We start from the raw sequence: 25558 nt of genomic DNA on the forward strand, positions 1-25558 counted from the left end.
CCGCCGCACCCGGCCGGTGCCACCGCGTCGCCCTGGTGGGCGAGACCTTCGACCAGGTGCGCGAGGTGATGGTGTTCGGCGAAAGCGGCATCCTGGCCTGCTCGCCTCCCGACCGGCGCCCCGTCTGGGAAGCCGGGCGCAAGCGGCTGGTCTGGGCCAATGGCGCGACGGCCACCGTCTATTCCGCGCATGAGCCCGAGGCCTTGCGCGGGCCGCAGTTCGACGCGGCCTGGGCCGACGAGTTGGCCAAGTGGAAGAAGTCCGAGGATGTCTGGGACATGCTGCAATTCGCGCTGCGCCTGGGCGAGCATCCGCAGCAGGTCGTTACGACGACTCCGCGCAATGTGGGGGTTCTGAAGCGGATTCTGGGCAATGCGTCCACGGTCACGACCCATGCGCCGACGGATGCGAACCGCGCCTATCTGGCGGAAAGCTTCCTGGCCGAGGTGGCGCAGCGTTATGGCGGCACCCGGCTGGGGCGGCAGGAACTGGACGGCGTGTTGCTGGACGACGTGGAAGGCGCGCTGTGGACCACGGCGATGCTGGAGGGCTGCCGGGTGGAACGCGCGCCGAAGCTGTCGCGCGTTGTCGTGGCGGTGGATCCGGCGGTGACGGCGGGCAAGGCCAGCGACGAGTGCGGCATCGTGGTCGCGGGCGTCGTGGCCGAGGGCGAGCCGGGAAGCTGGACGGCCTATGTGCTGGAGGACGCCACGATCCGGGGCGGGCCGCTGGACTGGGCGCGCGCGGCGATTGCCGCGATGGACCGCCACGGCGCCGAGCGGCTGGTGGCCGAGGTGAACCAGGGCGGCGACCTGGTGGAAAGCGTGATCCGGCAGGTGGACCCCCTGGTCCCGTTCCGCGCCTTGCGGGCGGGGCGCGGCAAGGGGCTGCGGGCCGAACCCGTCGCGGCGCTGTACGAGCAGGGGCGGGTCAAGCATCTGCGCGGCTTGGGCGCGCTGGAGGACCAGATGTGCCAGATGACGGTGCGCGGGTTCGAAGGGCGCGGGTCGCCGGACCGGCTGGACGCTCTGGTCTGGGCGATCCACGAACTGGTGATCGAGCCGGGGGCAAGCTGGCGGCGGCCGCAGATGCGGCGGTTGTGAGAAAGCCGGGGGCGCTTCGCCCCCAGCCTGCCGACGGGGCGGCAGGCGTTCGCCGCTGAAAAAGGTCCACTGGACCTTTTTCCGGGCGCGGCTCACCCCAGAGGATATTTGGACCAAGGCAAAGGGGCTGTCCTGCGGGGCGGCCCCTTTTTCGTGGCAAGGAGGCAAGAGATGGCGTTTCGATTGTTTTCGCGGGAGGAGAAGCAGGCTCCTGCGCTGGAAAGAAAGGCCAGTGCGACCGGCCGGGTGGTGGCGCTTGCCAGCGGCGCGGGGCGCGCGGTCTGGTCGTCGCGGGACACGGCCAGCCTGACGCGCGGCGGGTTCGTGGGCAACCCGGTGGGCTTTCGCTGCGTCAAGCTGATCGCCGAGGCGGCGGCGGCGGTGCCGGTGGTCTGCGAGGACCGCGACCGCCGTTACGAGGTGCATCCGGTGCTGGATCTGCTGCGGCGGCCCAATCCGGGGCAGGGGCGGGCGGAACTGTTCGAGGCGCTGTTCGGGCAGATGCTGCTGTCCGGGAACGGCTATGTCGAGGCGGCGGGCCTGGGCGCCCAAGGCTTGCCCGAGGAGCTGCACGTGCTGCGGTCCGACCGGATGAGCATCGTTCCGGGGGCGGATGGATGGCCCGTCGCCTATGATTATTCGGTGGGCGGGCGCAAGCACCGCTTCGACATGACGGGCAGTCCCGATCCGATCTGCCACGTCAAGTCCTTCCACCCCCAGGACGACCATTACGGGCTGTCGCCGATGCAGGCGGCGGCGGTGGCGCTTGATGTCCACAACAGCGCATCGGCCTGGTCCAAGGCGCTTCTGGACAATGCGGCGCGGCCCAGCGGGGCGATCGTCTACAAGGGGATCGACGGGCAGGGGGTGCTGTCGCCCGAGCAATACGACCGCCTGGTGGGCGAGATCGAGATGAACCACCAGGGCGCGCGCAACGCGGGGCGTCCGATGCTGCTTGAAGGGGGCTTGGACTGGAAGCCGATGGGCTTCAGCCCCAGCGACATGGAGTTTCACGCAACCAAGCTGTCGGCGGCGCGGGAAATCGCGCTGGCCTTCGGGGTGCCGCCGATGCTGCTGGGGATCCCCGGCGACGCGACCTATGCGAACTATGCCGAGGCGCACCGGGCCTTCTATCGCCTGACGGTGCTGCCCTTGGCGACGCGGGTCACGGCCTCGGTCGCCTGGTGGCTGTCCGAGCATCTGGGCGCGGAAATCGCTCTGCGTCCCGATCCCGACCGCATCCCGGCGCTGGCCGAGGAGCGCGACCAGCAATGGGCCAGGATCGGCGCGGCGACCTTCCTGACGGATGCGGAAAAGCGGGCGCTTCTGGGCCTGCCGCCGCTGGCCGGGGCGTGATCCTATGGAGGGTTCGCGTTTCGTGAAGGATGGCTTCGGCTGGCACGATCAGCGCTTCGAGGCGCAGGAGCGGATCATGGCGCTGCAATTCGGCACCATGGAAAAGCGGCTGGAGCGGATCGAGGCGCTGATCGAGGGGCTGGAGCGGCGGCTGTGGATGACCGTCTATGGCGTCGTCGCGGTGATCCTGACGCAGGCGGTGCAGGGCATTTTGGAATACGCGCCGAAAGGAGGCTGACGGATGGTTCCGGGACTTGAGGTGAAATTCGCGGGCGGTGCGCCGGTCATGTCGGACGGGCAGGTGATCGAGGGCTATGCCAGCCTGTTCGGGCTGACCGACCAGGGGGGCGACGCGGTGGCGCCGGGGGCTTTTGCGGCGTCGCTGGCGCGGCTGGCGGCCAAGGGCGACAAGGTGCGGATGCTGTGGCAGCACGATCCGGCCAAGCCCATCGGCGTGTGGGAGGAGATCCGCGAGGACGAGACGGGCCTGTGGGTCAAGGGCCGCCTGCTGCCCGAGGTGGCCCAGGCCCGAGAGGCGGCGGCGCTGATCCAGGCGGGCGCCATCGACGGGCTGTCGATCGGCTATCGCACCATTCGCGCCGAGCGCGACAAGCAGGGGCGCCGCGTGCTGGCCGAGGTCGAGTTGTGGGAGGTGTCTCTGGTCACCTTCCCGATGCTGCCCGAGGCCAAGGTGGGCCGCAAGGAGGCGGACGACCTGCGCGAGGTGGCGGCGCTGTTCACCGCGGCCGCCGAGGCGCTGCGGGTTTGAGGTTTCGGGGTGGGGTTCAGCCCTCGCCCCACGGCTTTGGGCCGCTTCGGCGGTTCGAAAACAGGGGCAGGTCGGCCCCGATCATCGCGATGAGGAGACAGACCATGACCGAGGTGAAAGCCGCGGATGGCGGCGGCGCGGCCGCCGACCTGAAGGGGGCCATGATGGGGTTCGTCAGCGAACTCAAGGGCTTTCGTGACGACATTCAGAAGAAGTTCACTGCACAGGAAGAACGCATGACCATGCTTGATCGCAAGACCGCCCTTCGCGGCCGCACCCCCCTGTCCACCACTGCCGAGGTCGAGGTGCCGCATCAGAAGGCGTTCAACGCCTATCTGCGCAGCGGCGACGATGACGGGCTACGCGGTCTGGTCATCGAGGAAAAGGGCCTGACGGTCGCCAGCGACGGCGGCTTCCTGGCCGCGCCGCAGGTGGCCGAGACGGTGCAGAACGTGCTGCGTTCGGGCGCGTCGCTGCGCAAGCTGGCCAATGTCGTGACCATCGAATCCGCCAGCTATGAAGTGCTGGTCGAGAAGGGCGAGACGGGCGCGGGCTGGGCGGACGAGGAGGCGGCGGCCGAGACCACGCCGGGCGGCATCGACCGGATCTCGATCCCGCTGCACGAGCTGTCGGCCATGCCGAAGGCCAGCCAGCGTCTGCTGGACGACGGCGCCTTCGATGTCGAGGCCTGGCTGGCCGAGCGCATCGCCGACAAGTTCGCCCGGTCCGAGGCTGCGGCCTTCGTATCGGGCGATGGCGTGTCCAAGCCCAAGGGCATCCTGTCCTATCCGACCGCGCCCACTGCCACGGCGGGCGACGGCACCATCGGCATCGTCGAGACCGGCGCCATGGGCGGGTTCGATCCGGCGGCCCCGGCGGACGCGCTGATCGACCTGATCTATGCGCTGGCGGCCGAATATCGGGTCAATGCCAGCTTCGTCATGAACTCGAAAACCGCCGCCGCCATCCGCAAGATGAAGGATGCCGACGGCCGGTTCCTGTGGACCGACGCGTTGGCCGCCGGTCAGGCCCCGCAGCTGCTGGGCTATCCTGTGCTGATCAGCGAGGACATGCCCGATATCGGCGCGGATGCGCTGGCCATCGCCTTCGGCGACTTCCGCGCCGCCTATACCATCGTCGAACGTCCCGACCTGCGCGTGCTGCGCGACCCCTTCAGCGCCAAGCCGCATGTGCTGTTCTATGCGACCAAGCGCGTGGGCGGCGGCGTGACCGATTTCCGCGCCGTCAAGCTGTTGCAGTTCGCCTGATCCCGGATCGAGGGATCGGGTGAGGGAAAGACCGCGCACGGGTCACTGGCCATGCCGGTTTGCAACTGTCCGCGCGCGCTGATGGCCGACGCGCGGGCGCGGTCTTTCCCACTTGATGCGACGGCAAGGCCCAGACGGGCCTTGTCCCGATGGATGACGAGCGGACAGCAAGACGGGAGGTTCGCGAGATGATGCTGATCGAGGAAACGGCGCCCGAAGCCGAGGCGCTGCCTGTCGCGGCGCTGCGCGAGCATTTGCGACTTGGAACGGGCTTCGAGATTGCGGATGACACGGCCGAGGATGTGGCCCTGGCGGGGTTCCTGCGCGCGGCGATCGCCACGATCGAGGCGCGCACGGGTAAGGTGCTGCTGACCCGGCGCTTTCGGATGCAACTGGACGACTGGCGCGACCGGCTGGGCCAGACCCTGCCGCTGGCGCCGGTGATCGCGGTCGACAAGATCGAAATCGACGACGGGATGGGCACCGTGACCGAGGTGCCGGCCGAAAACTGGCGGCTGCTGCCGCATGGACAGCGGCCGATGATCCTGCCCGCGGGGGTGATCCTGCCTCATGTGCCGCGCCGGGGCATGGTCAGCGTGACCTTTACCGCAGGCTTCGGCGATTCCTGGTCGAAGGTTCCGGCGGATCTGGCGCAGGCGGTGGTGATGCTGGCGGCGCGGTATTATGAGGACCGCAGCCATGACGGTGCCAAGGGCGCGATGCCATTCGGCGTCAGCGCGCTGATCGAACGCTGGCGGCAGGTCCGCACCCTGGCCGGTCGCGGCAGCCGCGAGGCGCGGCGATGAGCGGGCCGAACCTGAACGTGCGTCTGGATCTGGAAGGCTCGGTCCGGCAGGACGACGGGATGGGCGGCTATCGCACCGTCTGGCAGCGGATCGGATCGCTGTGGGCCGAGATGAAGGCGGGGGCCGGGCAGGAGCGGGGCGCCGAGGTCGGGCCTGAAAGCGTCGTGTCATGGCGGATCACCGTGCGGGGCGCCCGCGCGGGCGATCCCCGGCGCCCGGTGGCGGGCCAGCGGCTGCGGATGGGCAGCCGCCTGTTCGCGGTCGAGGCGGTCGCCGAACGCGACCCCACCGGCCGGTGGCTGACATGTTTCGCGCGCGAGGAGGACCAGACATGAGCTTTGCGGCAAGCGTCGCCCTGCAAGGGGCGGTCTATCAGCATCTGCGCGCCGACGCCGCGCTGAGCGATCTGGTCGGCGATGCGATCTTCGACGCCATGCCGGTCGAGGCGCCTGCGGGCGTCTATGTCTCGCTTGGTCCCGAGGATGTGCGGGATGCGGGCGACATGACGGCGGCCGCGTCGCAGCACGATTTCGTCGTCTCGGTCCTGTCGGGCGCGGATCAGGGCGTGGGCTTCGCGGCGGTCAAGGCCGCTGCCGTGGCGGTGGCCGATGCCCTGGACCAGGCGCAGCTGGCGCTGAGCCGGGGACGGCTGACGGGCTTGTGGTTCCAACGCGCCAGGGCGCGGCGGATTGAAAAAGGCGCGGCGCGGCGGGTCGATCTGACCTTTCGCGCGCGCATTGACCTGGGCTGAGGAGTAAGGGCCATGGCGGCACAGAATGGACGCGATCTGCTGATCAAGATGGACATGACCGGGGACGGAGCGTTCGAGACGATTGCCGGGCTGCGCGCATCCCGCCTGTCGTTCAATGCCGAGACGGTCGATGTGACCAGTCTGGAAAGCGAAGGCGGCTGGCGCGAACTGCTGGGCGGGGCAGGGGTGCGCAGCGCCTCGATTTCCGGATCGGGGGTGTTTCGCGATGCCGATACCGATGGGCGCGCGCGGCAGATCTTCTTCGACGGAGAGGTGCCGCGCTTTCAGGTGGTGATCCCGGATTTCGGCACGGTCGAGGGGCCGTTCCAACTGACCGCGCTGGAATATGCGGGCAGCTATAACGGTGAGGCGACCTATGAGGTGACGATGGCCTCGGCCGGTGTGCTGACCTTCGTGGCGCTGTGATGGCGAACCCGATGCGCGGAGAGGTCGAGGTCGTGCTGGACGGCACCGCCCATGTGGCGCGGCTGACCCTGGGCGCCTTGGCCGAGTTGGAGCATGACTTGGGCGCCGACAGCCTGATGGAGATCGCCGGGCGGTTCGAGGCGGGCCGCTTCAGCAGCCGCGACGTATTGGCGGTGCTGGTGGCGGGGCTGCGCGGCGGCGGCTGGCGCGGCACGGCGACGGACCTGCTGACGGTCGAGATCGACGGGGGGCCGGTCGCGGCGGGGCGCGCCGCCGCCGAATTGCTGGCGCGGGCGTTTCGGATCGCCGCATGAGCGGGGGGCTGGACTGGCCGGGCCTGATGCGGGTCGGGATCCGGGGCCTGGGCTTGCGCCCGGATCAGTTCTGGGCGCTGACGCCTGCCGAACTGGCGCTGATGCTGGGGGTCGAGGCAGGGCCGCCCGTGATGACGCGGGACCGGCTGGCGGAACTGGCCGCGCGCTTTCCCGACAGGCCGCGCGAAACATCTGGATAAGGGGCAGGGGCTATGGCCAACAAGGATGGGTTCAGCACGACGCTGGACGACCTGGATCAGGGATTCGGCCAGACCAGCCGCATGACCGCCGCCTTCGAGGCGGAGCTGGATCGGCTGCGGCAGTCGGTGACGGTCACCGCGCGCGAGGTCGGATCGCTGAGTTCGGGGATCGAGGGCGGCCTGCGGCGCGCCTTCGACGGGCTGATCTTCGACGGCGAAAAGCTGTCCGAGTCGCTGAAGGGCATCGGTCGGTCGATCGCGGACACGGTGTTCTCGATGGCGATGAAGCCGGTCGAGAATGCGTTGGCCGGATCGCTGGCGCAGGGAATCGGCGGGATGCTGTCCGGCGCCATGCCCTTTGCCGATGGCGGGGCCTTCGTTCAGGGCCGGGTGATGCCCTTTGCCAAGGGCGGGGTGGTCAGCCAGCCCACGCATTTCCCGATGCGCGGCGCCACCGGCCTGATGGGCGAGGCCGGCCCCGAGGCGATCATGCCGCTGCGCCGGGGGGCGGATGGCAGGCTGGGCGTGGCCGCGGCCGGGGGCGGGTCGCGGTCGATGAACGTCACGGTGAACGTCACCACGCCGGATGTCGCGGGCTTTCAGCGCAGCCAATCCCAGATCGCCGCGCAACTGGGCCGCGTCCTGGCGCGTGGCGAGCGCAACAGTTGAAACAGGGACCGACATGGCATTTCACGAGGTAAGATTTCCGGCGAACCTGTCCTTCGGTTCGGTCGGCGGGCCTGAACGGCGCACCGAGATCGTTGCCCTTGCCAGCGGGTTCGAGGAGCGCAACACCCCTTGGGCGCATGCCCGCCGCCGCTATGACGCGGGCATGGGACTGCGGTCCCTGGACGACCTGTCCGCCCTGGTCGCCTTCTTCGAGGCGCGGGCGGGCCAGTTGCACGGCTTTCGCTGGAAGGACTGGACGGATTACAAAAGCTGCCTGCCGTCGCGCGCCCCGGCCTTTGACGATCAGGTCATCGCGCAGGGCGACGGCGTGACGCGGGTCTTTCAACTGGCCAAGACCTATATCTCGGGACCGGGCCGCTATACCCGGCCGATCGGCAAGCCGGTCAAGGACACTGTCCGCGCAGGGGTCGGCGGAAACGAGGTCTTTCCCGGCACGCATTACCAGGTCGATCACGCTGCCGGCCTGATCACCTTTACCGACGCGCCCGAGCCGGGTGCCAAGGTCACGGCCGGCTTTGAATTCGATGTGCCGGTGCGGTTCGATACCGACCGGATTGCGGTTTCGGTGGCGTCCTTCCAGGCGGGCGAGATGCCGGCCATTCCGGTGATCGAGGTGCGGGTATGACGGTCACGACAACGGCGCGCGCCTGGATGGTGCGCCGCACGGACGGAATGGTGCTGGGTTTCACCGACCATGATGCGACGTTGACCTTTGACGGGATCCGGTTTCGGCCCGACCATGGCATGTCGGCCCGTGCCCTGGTCCAGGCCACCGGGCTGTCGGTCGACAACTCGGAAGCGGAAGGGGCGCTGTCCGACGACGCGATCACGGAACGGGACGTTCTTGCGGGCCGCTGGGACGGCGCCGAGGTCAGGATGTGGGAGGTGGACTGGACCGATGTTTCAGCCCGGCGTCTGGTGTTTGCGGGCAGCCTGGGGGAAATCGCGCGGTCCCAGGGCGCGTTCCGGGCAGAGCTTCGGGGTCTGTCGGAACCGCTGAACGCCGCGCGGGGACGGGTGTTTCATCCGCGCTGCTCGGCCCGGCTGGGGGACGGGCGCTGCAAGCTGGCGCTGACGGGGGAAACCTTTGCCATCCAGACAGAGGTTGCGGACATCAAGGATGGGCGTATCCTGCGCTTCGCGGACTTTCCGGCCTATGATGCTGGCTGGTTCGAACGCGGCAGCCTGCTGGTCCTGACCGGCAGCGCCGAGGGGCTGAGCGCCACGGTCAAGAACGACACCGCGCTGCCGAACGGCAGGCGAGAGATCGAGCTGTGGCAGGGTCTGGGGATCGCGCCGGTTGCCGGGGACCGGATCAGGCTTGTCGCCGGCTGCGACAAGCGGGCCGCGACGTGCCTGAACAAGTTCAACAACTTCGTCAACTTTCGCGGCTTTCCTCATCTTCCGTCCGAAGACTGGATCATGGCGCCGCAAGCGGGGTCGCGTCGTGGTTGAGGATGTCGTGACGGTGGCAAGGGCCTGGATCGGCACGCCCTATCAGCACCAGGCCAGCACTCGGGGCGTCGCCTGCGACTGCCTGGGCCTGATCCGGGGCATCTGGCGCGAACGTTTGGGCACCGAACCCGAGGCTCCGCCCCCCTATACCCCCGACTGGGGCGAGGGCGGCGGGCAAGAGGTTCTGATGGCGGCCGCGCTGCGCCATCTGGTGCCAGTCCCCCGCGAGGATGCGATTGGGGCGGGCGACGTGCTGCTGTTTCGGATGCGCGAAGGGGCGGTCGCCAAGCACCTGGGCATCCTGTCCGATGCGCGCGAGGCACCGCGCTTCATCCACGCCTACAACGCGCATGGCGTCATCGACAGCCCGTTGACGACGCCCTGGCGGAACCGGATCGCGGCCCGGTTCCGCTTTCCCTGATTTCAAGACAAGGAGGCCATCATGGCGACCATCGTGCTGTCCGCCGTAGGGGCGTCGATTGGCGGAAGCTTCGGCGGCGCGGTTCTGGGCCTGTCGGGCGCCGTCATCGGCCGCGCGGTCGGCGCGACGGTCGGCCGGGTCATCGACCAGCGGCTGCTGGGCAGCGGGTCCAAGGCCGTGGAAACCGGCCGCATCGACCGCCTGCGCCTGCAAACCGCAGGGGAGGGCGCGCCGATTCCACGCATCTGGGGACAGATGCGGCTGCCGGGCCATGTCATCTGGGCTTCGCCCTTGGAGGAGATCGCGCGGTCCGAGGATGCGGGCGGCGGCAAGGGGACGCCGCGGTCGACCGTCACGCAGATCAGCTATCGCCTGTCGGTGGCGTTGGCGCTGTGCGAAGGGCGGATCCTGGGGATCGGCCGCGTCTGGGCCGATGGCGAGGAGATTTCGGCCAACGACCTGAACATGCGCGTCTATAACGGCGACGAGAGCCAGCAGCCGGACCCCGCCATCGCGGCGCATGAGGGCAATCTGGCGCCTGCCTATCGAGGGCTGGCCTATGTGGTGCTGGAGGATCTGAACCTGGAAGCCTGGGGCAACCGGATGCCCCAACTGAGTTTCGAGATCACGTCCCCTGCGCAGGACGGCAGCGGTCTGTGCCGCGACGTGCGCGCGGTCGCGCTGATCCCCGGCACTGGCGAATATTCGCTGGCGACGACGCCGGTCAATCAGGATCTGGGCTTGGGCGAACTGCGCTCGACCAACGTGAACACGCCCATGGGGGGGACCGATTTCGCCGCCTCGATGACCATTCTGGGGCGCGAGTTGCCGAATGTCGGGTCGGTGTCGCTGGTCGTGTCCTGGTTTGGCAGCGACCTGCGGATCGGCCGCTGCACGGTTCAGCCCAAGGTCGAGCAGAGGGAAACCGACGGCTCCGAGATGCCCTGGACCGTGGCCGGTATCGGCCGGTCCGCCGCGGCGCAGGTCGCGCGGGTGAAGGACCGCCCGATCTATGGCGGGACGCCTGCGGATCAGGCTGTCGTCGAGGGGCTGCGCGCAATCGCCGCGTCGGGGCGGAAGGCGGTTTTCTATCCCTTCATCCTGATGGAGCAGCTTGCAGGCAACGGCCTGGCCGATCCCTATGGCGCGAGTGAACAGCCGGTCATGCCGTGGCGCGGGCGGATCACCACGTCGACGGCGCCGGGTCGAGCCGGCTCGACCGATGGCACGGCTGCGGCCAAGGCCGAGGTCGATGCGTTCTTCGGCAAGGCCGCAGTTGGTGATTTCGCACGCGATGGCGACAAGGTTCGCTACACCGGGCCGGACGAATGGTCTTACCGCCGGTTCATCCTGCATTACGCCCATCTGTGCGCGGCAGCAGGGGGGATCGATGCGTTCCTGATCGGGTCCGAGATGGTCGGCATGACCCAGATCCGCGGCGCGGGGAACAGCTATCCCGCTGTCCAGCAGCTGTGCCGTCTGGCCCAGGACGTTCGTGCGATCCTGGGTCCGACGGTCAAGATCGGCTATGCTGCCGACTGGTCGGAATATTTCGGCCATCATCCGGGCAACGGAGAGCTTTTCTTCCACCTGGACCCTCTGTGGGCGCATCCCGAGATCGACTTCATCGGCATCGACAACTACATGCCTCTGTCCGATTGGCGCGATGACGATGATCATCTGGACGCGCATTGGGGTCGCATCGGCAATCCCGCCTATCTGGAGTCCAATGTCTGCGGCGGCGAGGGCTATGCCTGGTATTACGCCAGCGATGCCGACCGCGATGCACAGCGGCGCACGCCGATCACCGATGGTGCCCATGACGAGGCATGGGTCTGGAAATACAAGGATTTGGCAAGCTGGTGGCAGAACCTGCACTATGACCGCCCGAATGGCGTGCGGTCGCGGCAGGCGACCGGATGGGTGCCGGGATCGAAGCCGATCTGGTTCACCGAATACGGCTGCGCGGCCCTGGACAAGGCCACCAACCAGCCGAACAAGTTCCTGGACGCCATGAGTTCGGAAAGCACGCTGCCGTATTACTCGAACGGGCAGCGCGACGATGCGATCCAGGCTGCCTATGTCCAGGCGGTCACGTCCTATTGGTCGAAGCCAGCGAACAATCCGGCCAGGGAAGGCGGTGGGCGCATGGTGGTCCTGGACCGGGCGCATGTCTGGTGCTGGGACGCGCGGCCCTATCCGGCATTCCCGGCGCGAACCGACCTGTGGTCCGACGGTCCCGCATGGGAGCGTGGCCACTGGCTGAATGGTCGCGCGGGGTCGGTGATGCTGGCGGCGGTCATCGCGGATATCTGCCGCGAGGCGGGTGTCGTCAATTTCGACGTCAGCGCCGTCACGGGTGTGGTGCGTGGCTTTCACGTCAATGGCGGGGAAACCTCGCGCGCGGCCTTGCAGCCGATCCTGCTTGCCCATGGCATCGACGCGGTGGAACGCGACGGCTGCCTGTGTTTCCTGCCCAGGGACGGGCGGGTCAAGCGTGACCTGGGGCAGCAGCATCTGGCGACAGGCGATGAGGTGCGGGGGTTCGAAACCATGCGCCTGGCCCAGGCGGAACTGACCGGGCGGCTGCGGGTGACGCATGTGGAGGCCGGAGGCGATTACACCACCGCCACGACCGAGGCCAGTTTGGCCGACACCCTGGGCGACACGGCCAGCGACAGCGAATTCCCCATGTCGCTGACGCGTGCCGAGGGCCGTGCGATTGCCGAACGCTGGCTGGCGGAAGCGGTGGTGTCACGGGATACGGCGCGACTTGTTCTGCCACCGTCGCAAGGGGATCTGGGGCCGGGCGATGTCATCCGCATGGATGACGGAAAGGCCGAACCCAAACGCTGGCGGATCGACCGGGTCGAGCGTGCCGGGGCGGTGACGGTCGATGCCGTCCGGGTCGAGCCGGGCGTCTATCGCCCGGCCGTCACCAACGAGGATGACGGCATCGTCACCCGTTACAGCCCGCCGCTGCCGGTGTGGTCGCTGTTTCTGGATCTGCCGCTGCTCAAGGGCGACGAACAGCCGCACGCCCCCTATCTGGCAGCGACCGCCAAGCCCTGGCCGGGTTCGGTGGTCGCCTATGCGTCGGTCGAAAGCGACGGAGGGTTCGAGTTGAACACCACATTGTCGCGGCGCGCCTTCATCGGCCGGACGGAAAACGCGTTGGGCCGCGCCCGGTCCGGCGTCATGGATCGCGGCGCGCCCCTGCGCATCCGGCTGAAGGATGCGTCGCTGAGATCGGTGGGTCAGAAGGCCTTGCTGGCGGGCGCGAATGCCCTGGCGATCGGGGACGGGTCGCTGGAGAATTGGGAGATCCTCCAATTCTCCACGGCCGTCCCGGTGGGCAAGGAACTGTGGGAGATCAGCGACAGGCTGCGCGGCCAAGCGGGAACCGACGGCATCATGCCCGAGGTCTGGCCCAAGGGAAGCGTGGTCGTGCTGCTGGACGGTGCGGCGCAACAGGTGAACCTGCCGCCCTCGGCCAGGGGGCAGGAGCGGTTCTGGCGCATCGGCCCGGCCCAGCGGGCCTTCGACGATCACAGCTATCGCGGCCAGGTGACCGAGGCGCGCGGAATAGGCTTGCGGCCCTATGCGCCCTGTCATCTGCGCGCCTCGGGTCGCACGCTGTCCTGGATCCGCCGCAGCCGTGTGGAGGGGGATGGATGGGACGGCGCCGACATTCCCCTGGGCGAGGTTCGCGAACGTTATCGCGTCCGTATCTTGCGGGATGGCATCGTCCTGCATCAGGCGGATGTCGGCCTGCCGGAATATGCCGTGCCCGAACAGGTCTGGACCGCAGCCCTCCAAGGCGGCGCCTTTGTCGTCGCAGTCGCCCAACTGTCCGACCAGTTCGGGCCGGGCCCCTTTGTCAGGAGGATTTTCAATGACAACTGAAACGAGGCGTCTTCAGCTGCCGCTGCTGCAATCGGCCCAGGCGCAGAAGCATGTAACGGTAAACGAGGCGCTGATGCGCCTGGACGGCCTGACCAATGCCGTCCTGGAAAGCGTGTCGGTGGCGGTCCCGCCGGAAACGGTGATCGACGGTCAGGCCTGGGGTGTGCCGCAGGGCGCATCCGGCGCCTGGGCGGGGCAGGCGGGACGGATCGCGGTCGGCGCGAACGGCGGCTGGGTCTTCGCGCCGCCGTCGCGTGGAATGCGGGCCTTTGTCGCGGATCGCGGGGTCGAGGCCGTCTTTGACGGCCAAGGCTGGTTCATGGGCGCCGCGACCTTTGGCAGCATGGGTTCGGGGCTGGCCTTTGGCATGGCCCAGGGCGAGGTGACCGTCGGTAGTGGCACGACCTTCAACACCGGCATCGCCATCCCGGCGGGCGCCATGGTGGTTGGCGCGGTCGCCAAGGTCACTCAAGCCCTGACCGGCGGGCTGACGACCTGGCGGCTGGGCACGGCTGACTCGAACAACCGCTTCGGTCAGGGCTTGGGCAAGGCCGCCGGATCATGGGCGCGCGGAATGCTGGGCGCGCCGATGACCTATTACAGCGGCGCGACCCTGCTGATGACGGGTGAGGGCGGGGGATTTTCCGGCGGAAAGGTAAAGCTGGCGGTTCACTGGCTGGACCTGCGGTTGCCTGACTGAGACCCGTCCTTTTCCCGGACGCCTGTTCGCGCTAAGAAGGGCCAAGAACTGGCCTGGACCCGTGACATGAACATGCAAAGCAGCACCAAGAAGAACCTGGGCCTTGATCGCGATGCGATCTGGGCGCAGTTGCGGGACGAGGCACGTGCGGCGGTTCGCGACGAGCCGCTGCTGGGATCGCTGATCCATGCGGGCCTGCTGCATCACGACAGCCTGGAAGCCGCCTTGGCCTATCGCTTTTCCCTGAAGCTGGCCAGCGGCGAGATGAGCGAGCAGATCCTGCGCGAAATCGCCGACCAGGCCTATCGCATGTCGCCCGCACTAGGGGATGCGGCGCGGGCGGACCTGATGGCGGTATATGACCGCGATCCGGCGACGCATCGGCTGTTGCAGCCGGTCCTTTTCTTCAAGGGCTTCCAGGCGCTGCAAGCCTATCGCATGGCGCATTGGCTGTGGCAGGAAGGGCGCTGCGACATGGCCTATTTCGTGCAGATGCGCTGTTCGGAATGCTTTGGCGTGGACATTCACCCGGCGGCCGTCATCGGCACGGGTGTCATGATCGACCATGCCCATTCCATCGTGATCGGCGAAACCGCGACGGTCGGCAACGACGTGTCGATGCTGCATTCCGTCACCCTGGGCGGCACCGGCAAGGAGGACGGCGACCGACATCCGAAGATCGGTGACGGCGTGATGATCGGGGCAGGGGCCAAGGTTCTGGGCAATATCCATGTGGGACACCATTCCCGCATTGCGGCCGGTTCTGTGGTTCTGCACGAGGTGCCGTCCTGCAAGACCGTCGCCGGGGTTCCCGCCCGTGTGATCGGCGATGCGGGATGTCCCGAGCCGTCGCAGAGCATGAACCAGTTGCTGGGACTGGGCGAGGATTATCTCTGAGCCCAGTCGGCGGCTCCGCTGCCGCGCAGATCCTCCAACGTGACGCCCTGATCGCGCAGCCGCGTGTCCAGGGCAGTCGCCATCTGCGTCACCAGAGAAAAGCCGTGATAGATCAGGGCCGAATAGATCTGCACGGCACTGGCGCCTGCGCGGATTTTTTCCCACGCGTCGTCCGCCGACGAGATCCCCCCCACTCCGATGATCGGCAGGGCGCCGCCCGTGGCGCGATACAGCCTGGCAAGAACCCCGGTCGAGCGTTCGAACAGCGGGCGTCCTGACAGCCCGCCCGGCTGGCCCGAATGCGCGCTTGCAAGGCCCGTGCGCGACAGGGTGGTGTTCGTGGCGATGATGCCGTCGACGCCGCGGTCCAAGGCTACGGCGGCGATGTCGCCGATTTCCCCATTGCTCAGGTCGGGGGCGATCTTCAGGAAGACCGGAAGGCGCGAGGGCAGCCGGTCCCTGGCCTCCAGCACTCCGCGAAGCAGCGCGGCCAAGGCATCGGCGCCCTGAAGATCGCGCAGCCGTTCGGTATTGGGCGACGAGACGTTGACCGTCAGGAAATCCGCCGATGCCCCCGCCACGTCCACCACGGCGGCGAAATCCGCCGCCCGGTCGGCGCTGTCCTTGTTCGCCCCGATGTTCAGTCCCACCGGAATGCCCGCAGGGCGCGCCGCCATCCGCGATGCGATTGCCTGCGCGCCATCGTTGTTGAAGCCGAAACGGTTGATGATGGCCCGATCCTCGGGCAGGCGGAACAGGCGCGGCTTGGGATTGCCGGGCTGCGGACGCGGGGTGGCCGCGCCCAGTTCGACGAAGCCGAAGCCCGCCCGCATCAGCGCCGCGACGGCTTTGGCGTTCTTGTCATATCCCGCTGCCAGTCCGATGGGGTTCGGCAGATCCAGCCCTGCCAGCGTGACTCGCAGCCTGTCCGATGTGACGGGCGATCCGGGCAGGGGCACCAGTCCCGTCGACAGCGCGCGGATCGACAGGTCATGCGCGCGTTCCGGGTCCAGCCGATGCAGCGCGGCCAGGCCGAGTTTTTCCACAAGGTTCATTCCAGCGGTCCCGTCTCGTGGCCGTTGTCGCCGCGTCCGATGACGCGCGACCAGGCGATATCCTGCATCGCCAGCGGGCGATAGAGGTGGGGAAACAAATCCCCGCCGCGCGACGGTTCCCACCGCAGGTCGTCGCCAAGGGCTGCCGGATCGCAGGCCAGCAGGATCAAATCCCCCTCGGACCCGAAATGCTTGGACAATGTGACGGCAAGCTGCGCCGCTGTCGAGAAATGCACGAACCCGTCGGCCAGATCGACCGGCGCGCCCTGGGTGACGCCGGCGGCTTGCAGATCGGTCCATTCGGCCGGGCGGAGAACCTTGTAGATCATCATGCCCGCATTTGCCGCCTGTCCCTGCGCCGGGTCAAGCGGCGGCGATGGCGCATTTGACCCTTTCTGCGCCCTGGGCCAAGCTTCCTTCCGATCCGACCCACCGGAACGAGAAAGGAATCACCCATGCCATTTCGCCTTCTGACCGCCGTTTCGGCCGCGGCGCTTTTCGCGGGCGCGGCCCAGGCGGAGACGGTCCTGCACATCCTGCACACCAACGACCTGCACAGCCGCATCGAGGCGATCAACAAATACGACAGCACCTGCGACGCGGAAACCCTGGAGGCAGGGGAATGCTTCGGAGGCGTCGCGCGGGTGGCGGCAAAGGTCAAGGAACTGCGCGACCAGATCACCGCCGATGGGGGCAAGGTGATCGTGCTGGACGCGGGCGACCAGTATCAGGGATCGCTGTTCTACATGACCTACAAGGGCAAGGATGTCGTCGAATTCATGACCGCCATCGGCTATGACGCGATGGCGGTCGGCAACCATGAATTCGACGACGGTCCCGAGGGCCTTGCGGTGCTGGCGGACGGGGTGGAATTCCCGGTCCTGTCCGGGAACCTGGATCTGTCGCAGTCCAACGTGCTGAAGGGCAAGATCGAGAATGTCGTGACGCTGGACGTCGGCGGGGAAAAGATCGGCATCGTCTCGGCCCTGGCGATGGATACGCCGGAAACGGCGTCCCCCGGTCCCAATGTGATCTTCCAGGACGATATCGAAAGCCTCAAGGCCGATGTGCAGGAACTGACCGACCAGGGGGTGAACAAGATCATCGCCCTGACCCATGTCGGCTATCTGCGCGACCAGGAATTCGCCAGGCAGGTGCCGGGCCTGGACGCCATCGTCGGCGGGCATTCCCATACGCTGCTGGGTGACATGGAAGGGGCCGAGGGGCCTTATCCCACCATGGTCGAAGGGCCTGACGGGGCCGAGGTTCCGATCGCGACCGCCTATGCCTATTCGAAATACCTGGGCCACCTGACCCTGACCTTCGACGACGACGGCACCCTGACCAAGGCCGAGGGGCAGCCGATCCTGCTGGACAACTCGGTCCCCGAGGACGAGGCTATCGCCGCGCGGGTCAAGGAGATGGCCGCCCCCATCGAGGAACTGCGCCAGAAGGTCGTGGCCGAGGCCGCGGCGCCCATCGACGGCGACCGCGCCAGTTGCCGCGTCCGCGAATGCGAGATGGGCAACCTGGTCGCCGATGCGATGCTGGATCGCGTCAAGGACCAGGGCATCACCTTGGCCATCGCCAATGGCGGCGGCCTGCGGGCCTCGATCGACCAAGGGCCGGTCACGATGGGCGAGGTCTATACCGTCCTGCCGTTCCAGAACACGCTGGCGACTTTCCAGTTGAAGGGCGCTGATGTGATCGCGGCCCTGGAAAACGGCGCCAGCCAGTACGAGGAAGGCGCGGGGCGCTTTGCCCAGGTGGCGGGGCTGAAATACACCGTCGATCCGGCGGCCGAACCGGGCAGCCGCATCAGCGAGGTGATGGTGATGAAGGACGGGGCCTGGGCGCCCATCGATTCGGGCGCGACCTACGGCGTGGTGTCGAACAACTACATGCGTTCGGGCGGCGACGGTTACGAGGTGTTCGAGACCAAGGCGCAGAACGCCTATGATTTCGGTCCCGACCTGGCCGATGTGGTGGCCGCCTATCTGGGCGCGCAGGAGGGGGCCTACAAGCCTGCACTTGACGGGCGCATCACCGTCAAGTGATGCCCGCCGCCCCCGGCCGGACCGGGGACGGCCCTTACAGGGGTTCGACCAGGCGGCGCCGGCCCAGGTTGCGGCGCTGCCGTTCGGCGAGCTGCTGCGCCTCGCGCCCGGTCAGCAGGCGGCGCGCCGGCCGAGGGGGGCTGCCGCCGACAAGGTCGGGGAACAGGGCGAAAATCTCTCTCCTCGCGGCGTCGCTGACGGATTTCAGGGCCTCGGATCCGGTGAACAGGCTTTCGGACCAGGCCCCGTTCGACAGCACGATCTCGTGCCGGTCGAACAACAGGTGGAAATAGGTGACGCCCCCGGCGGGAACCGTCACCTCGATCCCCGGCAAGCCGATCAGGTGCTTGGCGGCCACCAGGATTTCCCCGTTTTCGAACAGCCGGTCGGCGATTCGGGACCGCAGCAGCAGCCTGTGCTGCGGCGACACGACCAGATCGCGCGCGGGACTGTCCGCGCCCAAGGCGCCCGCCCGGATCAGGATCGGCCGCAGGTTCGGGCGCATCTCCAGCCCCTCGGGTCCGAGATGCGATCCGCCCAGCCACCGCAAGGGTTGCAACCCGCGATCCCGCGTCAGGATCATGTCGCCGGGGCGCAGATCCTCGACCCGGCGCGGGCCGGTGCCGGTCTCGATCATGGTTCCCATGCCGAAGCAGGTCACGTTCACCGGATAGGCGGCGGAATCGTTGGTCCGGCCCAGGATCTGCACGCCCTTGACGGTGTACGAATTCGCCAGGCTGAAGGTGGGATAGGTGCCGTCGGCGCGCGCGACGGGCATCAGCAGGACCGAATACCGCCCGCCCAGTTCGGTGCCGATGGCGTTGGGGATCAGCTTGCGGGGAAACAGCGCCCTGAATTCGTCATGGCTGCCGTCGGGATTGGCCGTGGCGCTGCGGATGATGGTCGCGGTGTGGAAGGACAGCGGCGTTCCCGCCGGGGTGGGCTGCGCGTCCTTGCCGAACGTCACCGCCGTGGTCAGCGTTTGTCCCGTGCTGTCGGGGGCATAGCGGCCGCTTTGGAAATGTCCGTCGTCGTCGCTGAGGGTGATCGTCGACAGCGTGGCGCCGGGCATCGAGATGGCCGTGGTGATGTTCGACCACGGTGCCGGTTCATCGGTGCCGGTAGGTTTCGTGGTGATCTGCTGACTGACGGTCAGCATCGTGAACTGGTAATCCATGCGCCTCGCCGCCCTGGCTGGACGGCCGGAAACGCGGCCGTCCCCGAACGCATATCCTGCGATGGTTAACGAAGCGTTAATGTCGGTTTACCGCAAGGTAATCCGTCAGGGCTTCCAGGCCAGGAAATTGGCGATCAGGCGCAGACCGACCGCCTGGGATTTTTCCGGGTGGAACTGGGTGCCGACGATATTGTCGCGCCCGACCACCGCCGTCACCTGCCCGCCGTAATCGACATGCGCCAGCAGATGCGCGGGGTCGTCCACCTGGAACTGCCAGGAATGGACGAAATAGGCGTGATCGCCGGTGGCGATGCCGTCCAGCACCGGATGGGGACGGTCGATCGCCAGATCGTTCCAGCCCATGTGCGGCACCTTCAGGCCGGGCGCGGCGATCGCCTGAATCTGCCCGCCGATCCAGTCGAGGCCCGGCGTTTCCCGATATTCATGGCCCGTCGTCGCCAGCATCTGCATTCCGACGCAGATCCCCATGAACGGCACGCCGCGGCCCAGAACCGCTTCGCGCAGCGCCTCGGCCATGCCGTCGACCTCGCCCAGGGCGGCGCGGCAGGCGGGAAAGGCGCCGTCGCCCGGCAGCACGATCCGGTCGGCGCGCGCCGCCACCGCCGGATCCGAGGTCACGACGACCTCGGCCCCGGCCTCTCGGCCCATCAGCTGGAACGCCTTTTCCGCGGAATGCAGGTTGCCGCTGTCATAGTCGATCAGCGCCACCCGCATCACAGCGCCCCCTTGGTCGACGGCAGCACGCCCGCCATGCGCGGATCGGGTTCCACCGCCTCGCGCAGGGCGCGGGCCACGGCCTTGAAGGCGGCCTCGGCGATGTGGTGGCTGTTGATGCCGTGGATGCGGTCCACATGCAGGGTGATCCCGCCATGCGTGGACAGGGCCTGGAAGAATTCGCGCACAAGCTGGGTATCGAAGCTGCCGATCTTCTCGGTCGGGAAATCGACGTTCCACACAAGGAACGGCCGGGCCGACAGATCCAACGCGGCGCGGACCAGCGAATCGTCCATCGCCAGCAGGAAGCTGCCGTAACGGCGGATGCCCTTCTTGTCGCCAAGCGCGCGGGTCAGGGCCTGGCCGATGGCGATGCCGGTATCCTCGACCGTGTGGTGGTCGTCGACATCCAGGTCGCCCTTGGCGCGGATGGTCAGGTCGATCAGCGAATGGCGCGCCAACTGGTCCAGCATGTGATCGAAGAAGCCGACGCCCGTCTGGTTGTCATAGACGCCGGTCCCGTCCAGGTTCAGCGCGACCTCGATCTGGGTTTCGGCGGTGGTGCGGGTGATGGTGGCTTCGCGCATGGCAATGTCCTTTCGTCGGGTGCCTTATAGGCGTCCGTGCGGGGCGCGCCAAGCGGCAGGCTTGTCATGGGCCAGAGGCAATGCGACAACCGGGGGAACGCTACGAAAGGACCGCCGATGAGCGATATCTCTGTCAGCGAACGCCGCCTGAGTGCCGCATTGGACCGCATCGACCAGTTTCTGGATCGCGGCGGCCCTGTTCATGCGGGGCATGGCCCGGACCTGCGTGAAGACCTCGCGGCGGCCCAGGCGCAGATCAGGATGCTGACGGATCGGTTGGGGCGGCAGGATATGGCCGAACAGGCCGCCCGCCTGGCCGCCGCCAATGACGACCTGATCGCCGCCAACCGCGCTCTGATCGAGGAAGCGGGCGGGGACGTGGCCGAGGCGGTCAGCCGCGCGTTGGAGGCCGAGATCGAGGCCCTGCGCGCCGCCCGCGCGGCCGAGGCGGCCCAGCTTGGCGCCCTGATGGCCGAGGTGGAGCGGCTGCTGGCGGAAGACGCCGCCGCGCCCGTCGCCACCCCGGAAGCCGCAGGCGACACGGGCGGCGTTCCCGAAAGCATCCAGGACGGCGGCATCGAGGAGGACAGGTAATGGCCGAGGTCGATTTCACCATCGGGCACAAGGAATATCGCGTCGCCGCCCAGGACGGAGAGGAACGGCTGCTGCAACGCGCCGCCGCGCTTCTGGACGCCGAGGCGCAGCAGATCCTGGCCCAGGCGGGCCGCACCCCCGAACCGCGCCTGTTGCTGCTGGCCGGGCTGATGCTGGCCGACCGCGTGGCGACGCTGGAAGAGCGCGCCGAAAAGGCCGAACGCCACCTGAACCGGCTGCAAGCCAATCCCCCGCGGGTCGAGGTTCCGGTCATCCCCTCCGACCTGAAAGAGGCCATGGCCGAACTGGCCGCACGGGCCGAATCCCTGGCCGAGCGGCTGGAGGATCAGGGCAGCCGTTAACCCGGCCTTAAGCATTCGGTGCCAGACAGGGGCCATGCGTGCCCTTGTCCTGTTGCTGATCCTGTGCGCCTGCGCCAGTCCCTCGCCCCGGATGCTGGGGGCGTCGCGGCACGATGTCCGGCTGGAAGGAATCGACTTCGCGGTCTTTCACAAGGACGAGGTGGCCGAGGTCGTGCGGATGACCTTTGTCGCACGCCCGTCGCGCCGGGACATTCCGGCGCTGATGGCCCAGGCCGCCGCCCAGGCCACGGGATGCGAGGTGATCGCCTTCAGCGGCAAGGCCCTGGCGCCGCGCGATACCGGCGTGGTGCGATTCGACCTGGATTGCTGGGGCGCCCTCAGCCGTCGCCCAGATAGCTGATCAGGATCTGGGCCACCGCCTCGGGGGCGTCGGCGTGCAGCCAATGCCCTGCGCCCTTCACGCGCATCACCCGTGCCTGCGGGAAATACGTGCGCAGCGCCGCCTGCCCGGCATCGGTGACGTAATCCGACCGTTCGCCCGCGATCTCCAGCACGGAGCCGTCGAAGGCTGCGTGGGGCAGGCCCTCGGGCCAGCCGACCAGCCGGTCCATCTGGTCGCGCAAGGCGGCAAGGTTCAGCCGCCATGCCTTCGGATCGGATTTCAGATCCAGCGATTGCAGCAGGAAGGCCCTGACGCCCGGATCGACGACCTGCCGCGCCAGGGCGGCGTCGGCGGCGCTGCGCCGGTCGATGGAGGACAGATCCAGCCCCTCCATCGCGTCGATCAGCGCGGTCTGGGAATGGCCGTATGCGACCGGCGCGATGTCCATCACCGCCAGCTTGCGCACCAGGCCTGGCTGCGACAGCGCCAGCACCATCGACGCCTTGCCGCCCATCGAATGGCCGACCAGATCCGCGCGCCCGCCCAGATCCCCGATCACCTGGGCCAGATCCCCCGCCAATGCCGGATAGCTGTGGTCGGCGTCGTGAAAGCTGTCGCCGTGGTTGCGCATGTCCACCGTCACCACGCGGCGGCGTTCCGCCAGCCTGCGAGCCAGCGCCCCCAGATTGCGGCCCTGGCCGAACAGGCCGTGGACCATCAGGACGGGCAGGCCGTCGTCGGTGCCGGTGATGCTGTGATTCAGTTTCATGGGGGCGATCCTAGATCGTCTGGCGCCCCTGGACCAGAGCGTCTAGACTGCGGGCCATGACACGACACGCAACCAGTGCCGACGACATCCGCGACATGGCGGACGAGGTGTCGCGCCTGATCGCCGCCCGCTTCGGCGGCGCGCGCCGGGGTGAAAGGCCGCCCTTGTCCGCGATGCTGCGCCGTCGGGGCGGGGCCTTGCCGCGCCGGTTGCGCAAGCAGGCCTGGACCCTGGCGCGGGCGGACGAGATGTCGGCCCAGCCCAAGATCGCGCGGCAACTGGATCTGGTCCGGCTGTCGCGGGCCCATCAGGCGCTGACCGCCCATCTGCAACCGCTTGGGGAACTGTCGCGGTGGCGGGGCAGGGCGATCGGCTTCGCGGCCTCGGTCGTGTTCGGCCTGCTGGTTCTGGCGGCAGGCGTGATCTGGATCATGCTGAAGCGCGGCCATCTCTAGCGGTTGCATTTCCCGCAGGGCGGGTTTACTGCGCGCTGGTCTTGCATTCCCAGCATTCGCTGGGATGTTAGGGCAAACCCCCACAGGAACGCGCGCATGACTGAACACGGAAATCTCCGCTATGCCATTCTGGCATTGGCGCTTGGCGCCTTCGCCATCGGCACGTCGGAATTCGCGGCGATGGGGCTTTTGCCCTATTTCGCGGGCGATCTGGGCATTACGGAACCGCAGGCGGGCCATGTCATCAGCGCCTATGCCCTGGGCGTGGTGATCGGCGCGCCGCTGACCTCGATCATGGGCGCGCGGCTGCCGCGCAGGCGGTATCTGGCCGCGCTGATGGCGTTCTATGGGGTGATGAACCTTGCGGCGGCGGTGCTGCCGGGGCTGGCGGCGCTGACCGGGATGCGCTTTCTGGCGGGCCTGCCTCATGGCGGGTTCCTGGGCGTGGCGATGCTGTATGCGGCCGACGCCCTGCCGCGAGAGCATCGTGCGCGGGGCGCGGCGCAGGTCATCATGGGCCTGACCGTCGCCAATATCGTCGGCGTTCCCCTGGCCGGATGGCTGGGCCAGAGCGTCGGCTGGCGTTGGGGCTTCGCGCTGCCGGGCTTCATCGCGCTGCTGTCCGCCTGGCTGATCCTGAAGGTCGCCCCGCGCGTGGGCGGCAACCCCGACGCCCGGCCCTGGGACGAACTCCAGGCCCTGCGCAATCCGCGTGTGCTGTGGCTGCTGGCCGTGGGGGCCATCGGGTTCGGCGGCTTCTTCGCCGTCTATGCCTTCCTGACCGCCGCGATGATCGCCACCACCCAGGCCCCTGCCTATGCGATCCCGCTGGCGCTTGGCGTCTTCGGCGTCGGCGGCACGCTGGGCACCTGGGTCGCGGGGCGGCTGACCGAACGCGTGGGCCAGATTCGGGCCGCCTATATCAGCCTGGCGGCGATGGCCGCCACGCAGGGTTTTGCGTCCCTGGCGGTCGGCAACTGGCAGATGATGGTGCTGTCGTCCTTCCTGCTGGCGGCGGGGGCGGGGCTGGTGATCCCGCTGCAAACCCGGCTAATGGATGTCGCGGGCCGCGCGCAGAACATGGCCGCGGCGATGAACCACGCCGCCTTCAACGCCGCCAACGCGTTGGGACCGTTTCTGGCCGGTCTGGCGCTGACGGCGGGCTGGGGCTGGGCCTCCAGCGGCTATGTCGGCATCGCGCTTACGGCTGCGGGGGCCTTGGTGCTGACGATGGCGGTCTGGCATGATCGGGCCAGCGGGGCGGTGGCAGACTGCGCATGATCACCTGCCGCGATGTGGAGGCGAATTCCCGCCGCCAGGTCACGAACAGCACCACGGCGGTGCCCAGCATCAGCACCCACGGCCCGCCCAGCCATCCCAGCGATCCAAGCGCGAAATAGACGCTGCGCAGCCCTGCGTTGAAGCTGCGCGCGGCGGTGATGTTGAGATCCGCCGCCTGCATGGCCCGGTCGCGCGCCATCGGATCATCCGGGTCGTTCGGCACAGCCGCCATCATGATCGCGCAATAGCCGAACAGCCGGTGCGACCAGACGAATTTCAGGAAGGCATTGACGACGAAGAACATCGTCACCACCAGCTTCAGTTCCCACAGGATCTCTCCGCCGCCTTCCAAGGCCAGTTCCTGGGCCAGCCCGCGCAGTTTTTCGGTATTGCCGATCAGCGCCAGGATCCCGCCCGTGGCAATCATGCAGGCCGATGCGAAGAAGGCGGTGCCCTCGCGCAGGCTGGCCAGGATGTTGCCGTCGAAGATGCGCGGGTCGCGCGACAGGAAATGCAGCATCCATTCCCGCCGGAACCGGACCATCAGGACCGAGACCGAGGGCTTGCCCGCAGGCGGCCTTTCGGTGAACCAGCCGATGGCGAACCAGACGGCGAACAGCAGGGCCACCGCCGCAAGATCGGCGATGGGGATGCGGTCGGGAAGCGCAAGCGGGATGGTCATGGCCCCGGTTTAGGACGGGCCGCCCCATCTTGAAACCCCCTTCCGCCCCGCCTAGTCTGCCAGGACGGAGCGCGCAGGATCGGAGGACTTCATGGCTGCACCCCACGCCATTCACGAGGAATTTCCCCAGGATGCGGCGCGCATCCACGACCTGAAGCTGAAGGACGCGCATTTCGCGCGGCTCCTGGAGGAATACGATCAGGTCAATGATGCCGTTTATCAGGCCGAATCGCTGATTCAACCGACCAGCGAAGCCGCCGAGAAAGAACTTCGCCGCAAGCGCGCGCATCTGAAGGATGAAATCGCGCGGATGCTGTCTGCGCATTCCGCCGCCTGACCGGCGGTCCTGCCCGTCGCGATTGCGCGGCGGGCCTGTCGCAAAAGCGCGCATTTCCCTCT

The 25558-nt window shown here is 68.0% G+C and carries 31 protein-coding genes and 1 pseudogene; 25 read left to right on the plus strand and 7 right to left on the minus strand.

Features of this window, described 5'->3' with window-relative positions:
- The 18 genes and pseudogenes from ACTJI6_RS02330 to cysE all read left to right on the plus strand — a co-directional run.
- Window positions 1-1103: pseudogene (locus ACTJI6_RS02330) on the plus strand (DNA-packaging protein); the annotation flags it as partial.
- 171 nt (window positions 1104-1274) lie between these two features.
- Window positions 1275-2459, plus strand: a complete 1185-nt coding sequence (locus ACTJI6_RS02335; RefSeq protein WP_440797471.1) for a phage portal protein — start codon at window positions 1275-1277, stop codon at window positions 2457-2459.
- 4 nt (window positions 2460-2463) lie between these two features.
- The gene (locus ACTJI6_RS02340; protein ID WP_126154635.1) at window positions 2464-2697 is read left to right on the plus strand and encodes a GTA head formation protein, RCAP_rcc01685 family; all 234 of its coding nucleotides are present in this window, start codon (window positions 2464-2466) and stop codon (window positions 2695-2697) included.
- Between the two features lie 3 nt (window positions 2698-2700).
- The gene (locus tag ACTJI6_RS02345; protein ID WP_440797473.1) at window positions 2701-3228 is read left to right on the plus strand and encodes an HK97 family phage prohead protease; all 528 of its coding nucleotides are present in this window, start codon (window positions 2701-2703) and stop codon (window positions 3226-3228) included.
- Between the two features lie 104 nt (window positions 3229-3332).
- Window positions 3333-4496 carry a phage major capsid protein gene (locus ACTJI6_RS02350; RefSeq protein WP_440797475.1) on the plus strand — a complete coding sequence of 388 codons (1164 nt, stop codon included), beginning with the start codon at window positions 3333-3335 and terminating at the stop codon, window positions 4494-4496.
- Between the two features lie 188 nt (window positions 4497-4684).
- On the plus strand, window positions 4685-5302 hold the full coding sequence (locus ACTJI6_RS02355; RefSeq protein ID WP_440798017.1) for a head-tail connector protein: 618 nt from the start codon (window positions 4685-4687) through the stop codon (window positions 5300-5302).
- Window positions 5299-5637 carry a head-tail adaptor protein gene (locus ACTJI6_RS02360; protein ID WP_440797477.1) on the plus strand — a complete coding sequence of 113 codons (339 nt, stop codon included), beginning with the start codon at window positions 5299-5301 and terminating at the stop codon, window positions 5635-5637. Before ACTJI6_RS02355 ends, ACTJI6_RS02360 begins: the two co-directional genes overlap by 4 nt.
- Window positions 5634-6053 (plus strand): DUF3168 domain-containing protein, encoded by a 420-nt coding sequence (locus ACTJI6_RS02365; protein WP_440797479.1) that lies wholly within the window; start codon window positions 5634-5636, stop codon window positions 6051-6053. Before ACTJI6_RS02360 ends, ACTJI6_RS02365 begins: the two co-directional genes overlap by 4 nt.
- Before the next feature lie 12 nt (window positions 6054-6065).
- Window positions 6066-6479 (plus strand): phage major tail protein, TP901-1 family, encoded by a 414-nt coding sequence (locus ACTJI6_RS02370; protein WP_440797481.1) that lies wholly within the window; start codon window positions 6066-6068, stop codon window positions 6477-6479.
- A complete protein-coding gene (locus ACTJI6_RS02375) occupies window positions 6479-6793 on the plus strand; it encodes a gene transfer agent family protein (protein ID WP_126154628.1) in 315 nt (104 codons plus the stop codon). The genes ACTJI6_RS02370 and ACTJI6_RS02375 overlap by 1 nt, the downstream gene beginning before the upstream one ends.
- Entirely contained in the window at window positions 6790-6993 is a 204-nt protein-coding gene (locus ACTJI6_RS02380) for a rcc01693 family protein (RefSeq protein WP_440797483.1), read from the plus strand. Before ACTJI6_RS02375 ends, ACTJI6_RS02380 begins: the two co-directional genes overlap by 4 nt.
- A 12-nt stretch (window positions 6994-7005) precedes the next feature.
- A complete protein-coding gene (locus ACTJI6_RS02385) occupies window positions 7006-7662 on the plus strand; it encodes a phage tail tape measure protein (RefSeq protein WP_440797485.1) in 657 nt (218 codons plus the stop codon).
- 13 nt (window positions 7663-7675) lie between these two features.
- Window positions 7676-8308, plus strand: coding sequence for a phage distal tail protein, Rcc01695 family (locus ACTJI6_RS02390; protein ID WP_440797487.1), 633 nt, complete (start codon window positions 7676-7678; stop codon window positions 8306-8308).
- Window positions 8305-9138 carry a DUF2163 domain-containing protein gene (locus ACTJI6_RS02395; protein WP_440797489.1) on the plus strand — a complete coding sequence of 278 codons (834 nt, stop codon included), beginning with the start codon at window positions 8305-8307 and terminating at the stop codon, window positions 9136-9138. The genes ACTJI6_RS02390 and ACTJI6_RS02395 overlap by 4 nt, the downstream gene beginning before the upstream one ends.
- Window positions 9131-9559: a peptidase gene (locus ACTJI6_RS02400; RefSeq protein WP_440797491.1), complete on the plus strand. Its 429-nt coding sequence runs from the start codon at window positions 9131-9133 to the stop codon at window positions 9557-9559. Before ACTJI6_RS02395 ends, ACTJI6_RS02400 begins: the two co-directional genes overlap by 8 nt.
- A gap of 21 nt (window positions 9560-9580) precedes the next feature.
- Window positions 9581-13465: a baseplate multidomain protein megatron gene (locus ACTJI6_RS02405; RefSeq protein ID WP_440797493.1), complete on the plus strand. Its 3885-nt coding sequence runs from the start codon at window positions 9581-9583 to the stop codon at window positions 13463-13465.
- Window positions 13455-14165 (plus strand): DUF2793 domain-containing protein, encoded by a 711-nt coding sequence (locus tag ACTJI6_RS02410; RefSeq protein ID WP_440797494.1) that lies wholly within the window; start codon window positions 13455-13457, stop codon window positions 14163-14165. Before ACTJI6_RS02405 ends, ACTJI6_RS02410 begins: the two co-directional genes overlap by 11 nt.
- Before the next feature lie 66 nt (window positions 14166-14231).
- A complete protein-coding gene (gene cysE, locus ACTJI6_RS02415) occupies window positions 14232-15062 on the plus strand; it encodes a serine O-acetyltransferase (RefSeq protein ID WP_440797496.1) in 831 nt (276 codons plus the stop codon).
- On the opposite strand, the gene ACTJI6_RS02420 is transcribed toward cysE, so the two are convergent.
- Window positions 15053-16117 carry a quinone-dependent dihydroorotate dehydrogenase gene (locus tag ACTJI6_RS02420; RefSeq protein ID WP_440797498.1) on the minus strand — a complete coding sequence of 355 codons (1065 nt, stop codon included), beginning with the start codon at window positions 16115-16117 and terminating at the stop codon, window positions 15053-15055. The two genes, cysE and ACTJI6_RS02420, sit on opposite strands and share 10 nt — an antisense overlap.
- The gene (locus ACTJI6_RS02425; protein ID WP_126154618.1) at window positions 16114-16449 is read right to left on the minus strand and encodes a DUF952 domain-containing protein; all 336 of its coding nucleotides are present in this window, start codon (window positions 16447-16449) and stop codon (window positions 16114-16116) included. Before ACTJI6_RS02425 ends, ACTJI6_RS02420 begins: the two co-directional genes overlap by 4 nt.
- A gap of 123 nt (window positions 16450-16572) precedes the next feature.
- Here ACTJI6_RS02425 and ACTJI6_RS02430 point away from each other — a divergent pair, with 123 nt between their 5' ends.
- Window positions 16573-18174: a bifunctional metallophosphatase/5'-nucleotidase gene (locus ACTJI6_RS02430; protein WP_440797500.1), complete on the plus strand. Its 1602-nt coding sequence runs from the start codon at window positions 16573-16575 to the stop codon at window positions 18172-18174.
- Window positions 18175-18208: 34 nt separating this feature from the next.
- Here the strand turns inward: ACTJI6_RS02430 and ACTJI6_RS02435 are convergent, their stop codons facing one another.
- The 3 genes from ACTJI6_RS02435 to hisB form a co-directional block, all read right to left on the minus strand.
- A complete protein-coding gene (locus ACTJI6_RS02435) occupies window positions 18209-19351 on the minus strand; it encodes a Hint domain-containing protein (protein WP_440797502.1) in 1143 nt (380 codons plus the stop codon).
- A 105-nt stretch (window positions 19352-19456) separates the two neighbouring features.
- Window positions 19457-20086 (minus strand): imidazole glycerol phosphate synthase subunit HisH, encoded by a 630-nt coding sequence (hisH, locus tag ACTJI6_RS02440; RefSeq protein ID WP_440797504.1) that lies wholly within the window; start codon window positions 20084-20086, stop codon window positions 19457-19459.
- Window positions 20086-20673 (minus strand): imidazoleglycerol-phosphate dehydratase HisB, encoded by a 588-nt coding sequence (gene hisB, locus ACTJI6_RS02445; RefSeq protein ID WP_440797506.1) that lies wholly within the window; start codon window positions 20671-20673, stop codon window positions 20086-20088. Before hisB ends, hisH begins: the two co-directional genes overlap by 1 nt.
- Window positions 20674-20790: 117 nt before the next feature.
- Here hisB and ACTJI6_RS02450 point away from each other — a divergent pair, with 117 nt between their 5' ends.
- From ACTJI6_RS02450 to ACTJI6_RS02460, 3 genes are read left to right on the plus strand one after another with little or no spacing between them, the layout of a single operon-like run.
- On the plus strand, window positions 20791-21267 hold the full coding sequence (locus ACTJI6_RS02450) for a hypothetical protein (protein ID WP_440797508.1): 477 nt from the start codon (window positions 20791-20793) through the stop codon (window positions 21265-21267).
- Window positions 21267-21629 carry a cell division protein ZapA gene (locus tag ACTJI6_RS02455; protein ID WP_126154613.1) on the plus strand — a complete coding sequence of 121 codons (363 nt, stop codon included), beginning with the start codon at window positions 21267-21269 and terminating at the stop codon, window positions 21627-21629. Before ACTJI6_RS02450 ends, ACTJI6_RS02455 begins: the two co-directional genes overlap by 1 nt.
- A gap of 34 nt (window positions 21630-21663) precedes the next feature.
- Window positions 21664-21990 (plus strand): hypothetical protein, encoded by a 327-nt coding sequence (locus tag ACTJI6_RS02460; RefSeq protein WP_440797510.1) that lies wholly within the window; start codon window positions 21664-21666, stop codon window positions 21988-21990.
- Here ACTJI6_RS02460 and ACTJI6_RS02465 read toward each other — a convergent pair.
- Window positions 21968-22741: an alpha/beta fold hydrolase gene (locus ACTJI6_RS02465; RefSeq protein WP_440797512.1), complete on the minus strand. Its 774-nt coding sequence runs from the start codon at window positions 22739-22741 to the stop codon at window positions 21968-21970. The two genes, ACTJI6_RS02460 and ACTJI6_RS02465, sit on opposite strands and share 23 nt — an antisense overlap.
- A 56-nt stretch (window positions 22742-22797) precedes the next feature.
- On the opposite strand from ACTJI6_RS02465, the gene ACTJI6_RS02470 reads away from it, so the two are divergent.
- Window positions 22798-23196 carry a hypothetical protein gene (locus ACTJI6_RS02470; protein WP_440797514.1) on the plus strand — a complete coding sequence of 133 codons (399 nt, stop codon included), beginning with the start codon at window positions 22798-22800 and terminating at the stop codon, window positions 23194-23196.
- Window positions 23197-23292: 96 nt separating this feature from the next.
- The gene (locus ACTJI6_RS02475; protein WP_440797516.1) at window positions 23293-24477 is read left to right on the plus strand and encodes an MFS transporter; all 1185 of its coding nucleotides are present in this window, start codon (window positions 23293-23295) and stop codon (window positions 24475-24477) included.
- Here ACTJI6_RS02475 and ACTJI6_RS02480 read toward each other — a convergent pair.
- Complete coding sequence (locus tag ACTJI6_RS02480; RefSeq protein WP_440797517.1) at window positions 24398-25159, minus strand: DUF599 domain-containing protein; 762 nt, start codon at window positions 25157-25159, stop codon at window positions 24398-24400. The two genes, ACTJI6_RS02475 and ACTJI6_RS02480, sit on opposite strands and share 80 nt — an antisense overlap.
- A 91-nt stretch (window positions 25160-25250) precedes the next feature.
- Here ACTJI6_RS02480 and ACTJI6_RS02485 point away from each other — a divergent pair, with 91 nt between their 5' ends.
- On the plus strand, window positions 25251-25496 hold the full coding sequence (locus ACTJI6_RS02485) for a YdcH family protein (RefSeq protein WP_126154607.1): 246 nt from the start codon (window positions 25251-25253) through the stop codon (window positions 25494-25496).
- Window positions 25497-25558: the final 62 nt, after the last annotated feature.

The organism is Paracoccus sp. 22332 (genome assembly GCF_052045125.1).
In the GTDB taxonomy this organism is placed as follows: Bacteria; Pseudomonadota; Alphaproteobacteria; order Rhodobacterales; family Rhodobacteraceae; genus Paracoccus; species Paracoccus haematequi_A.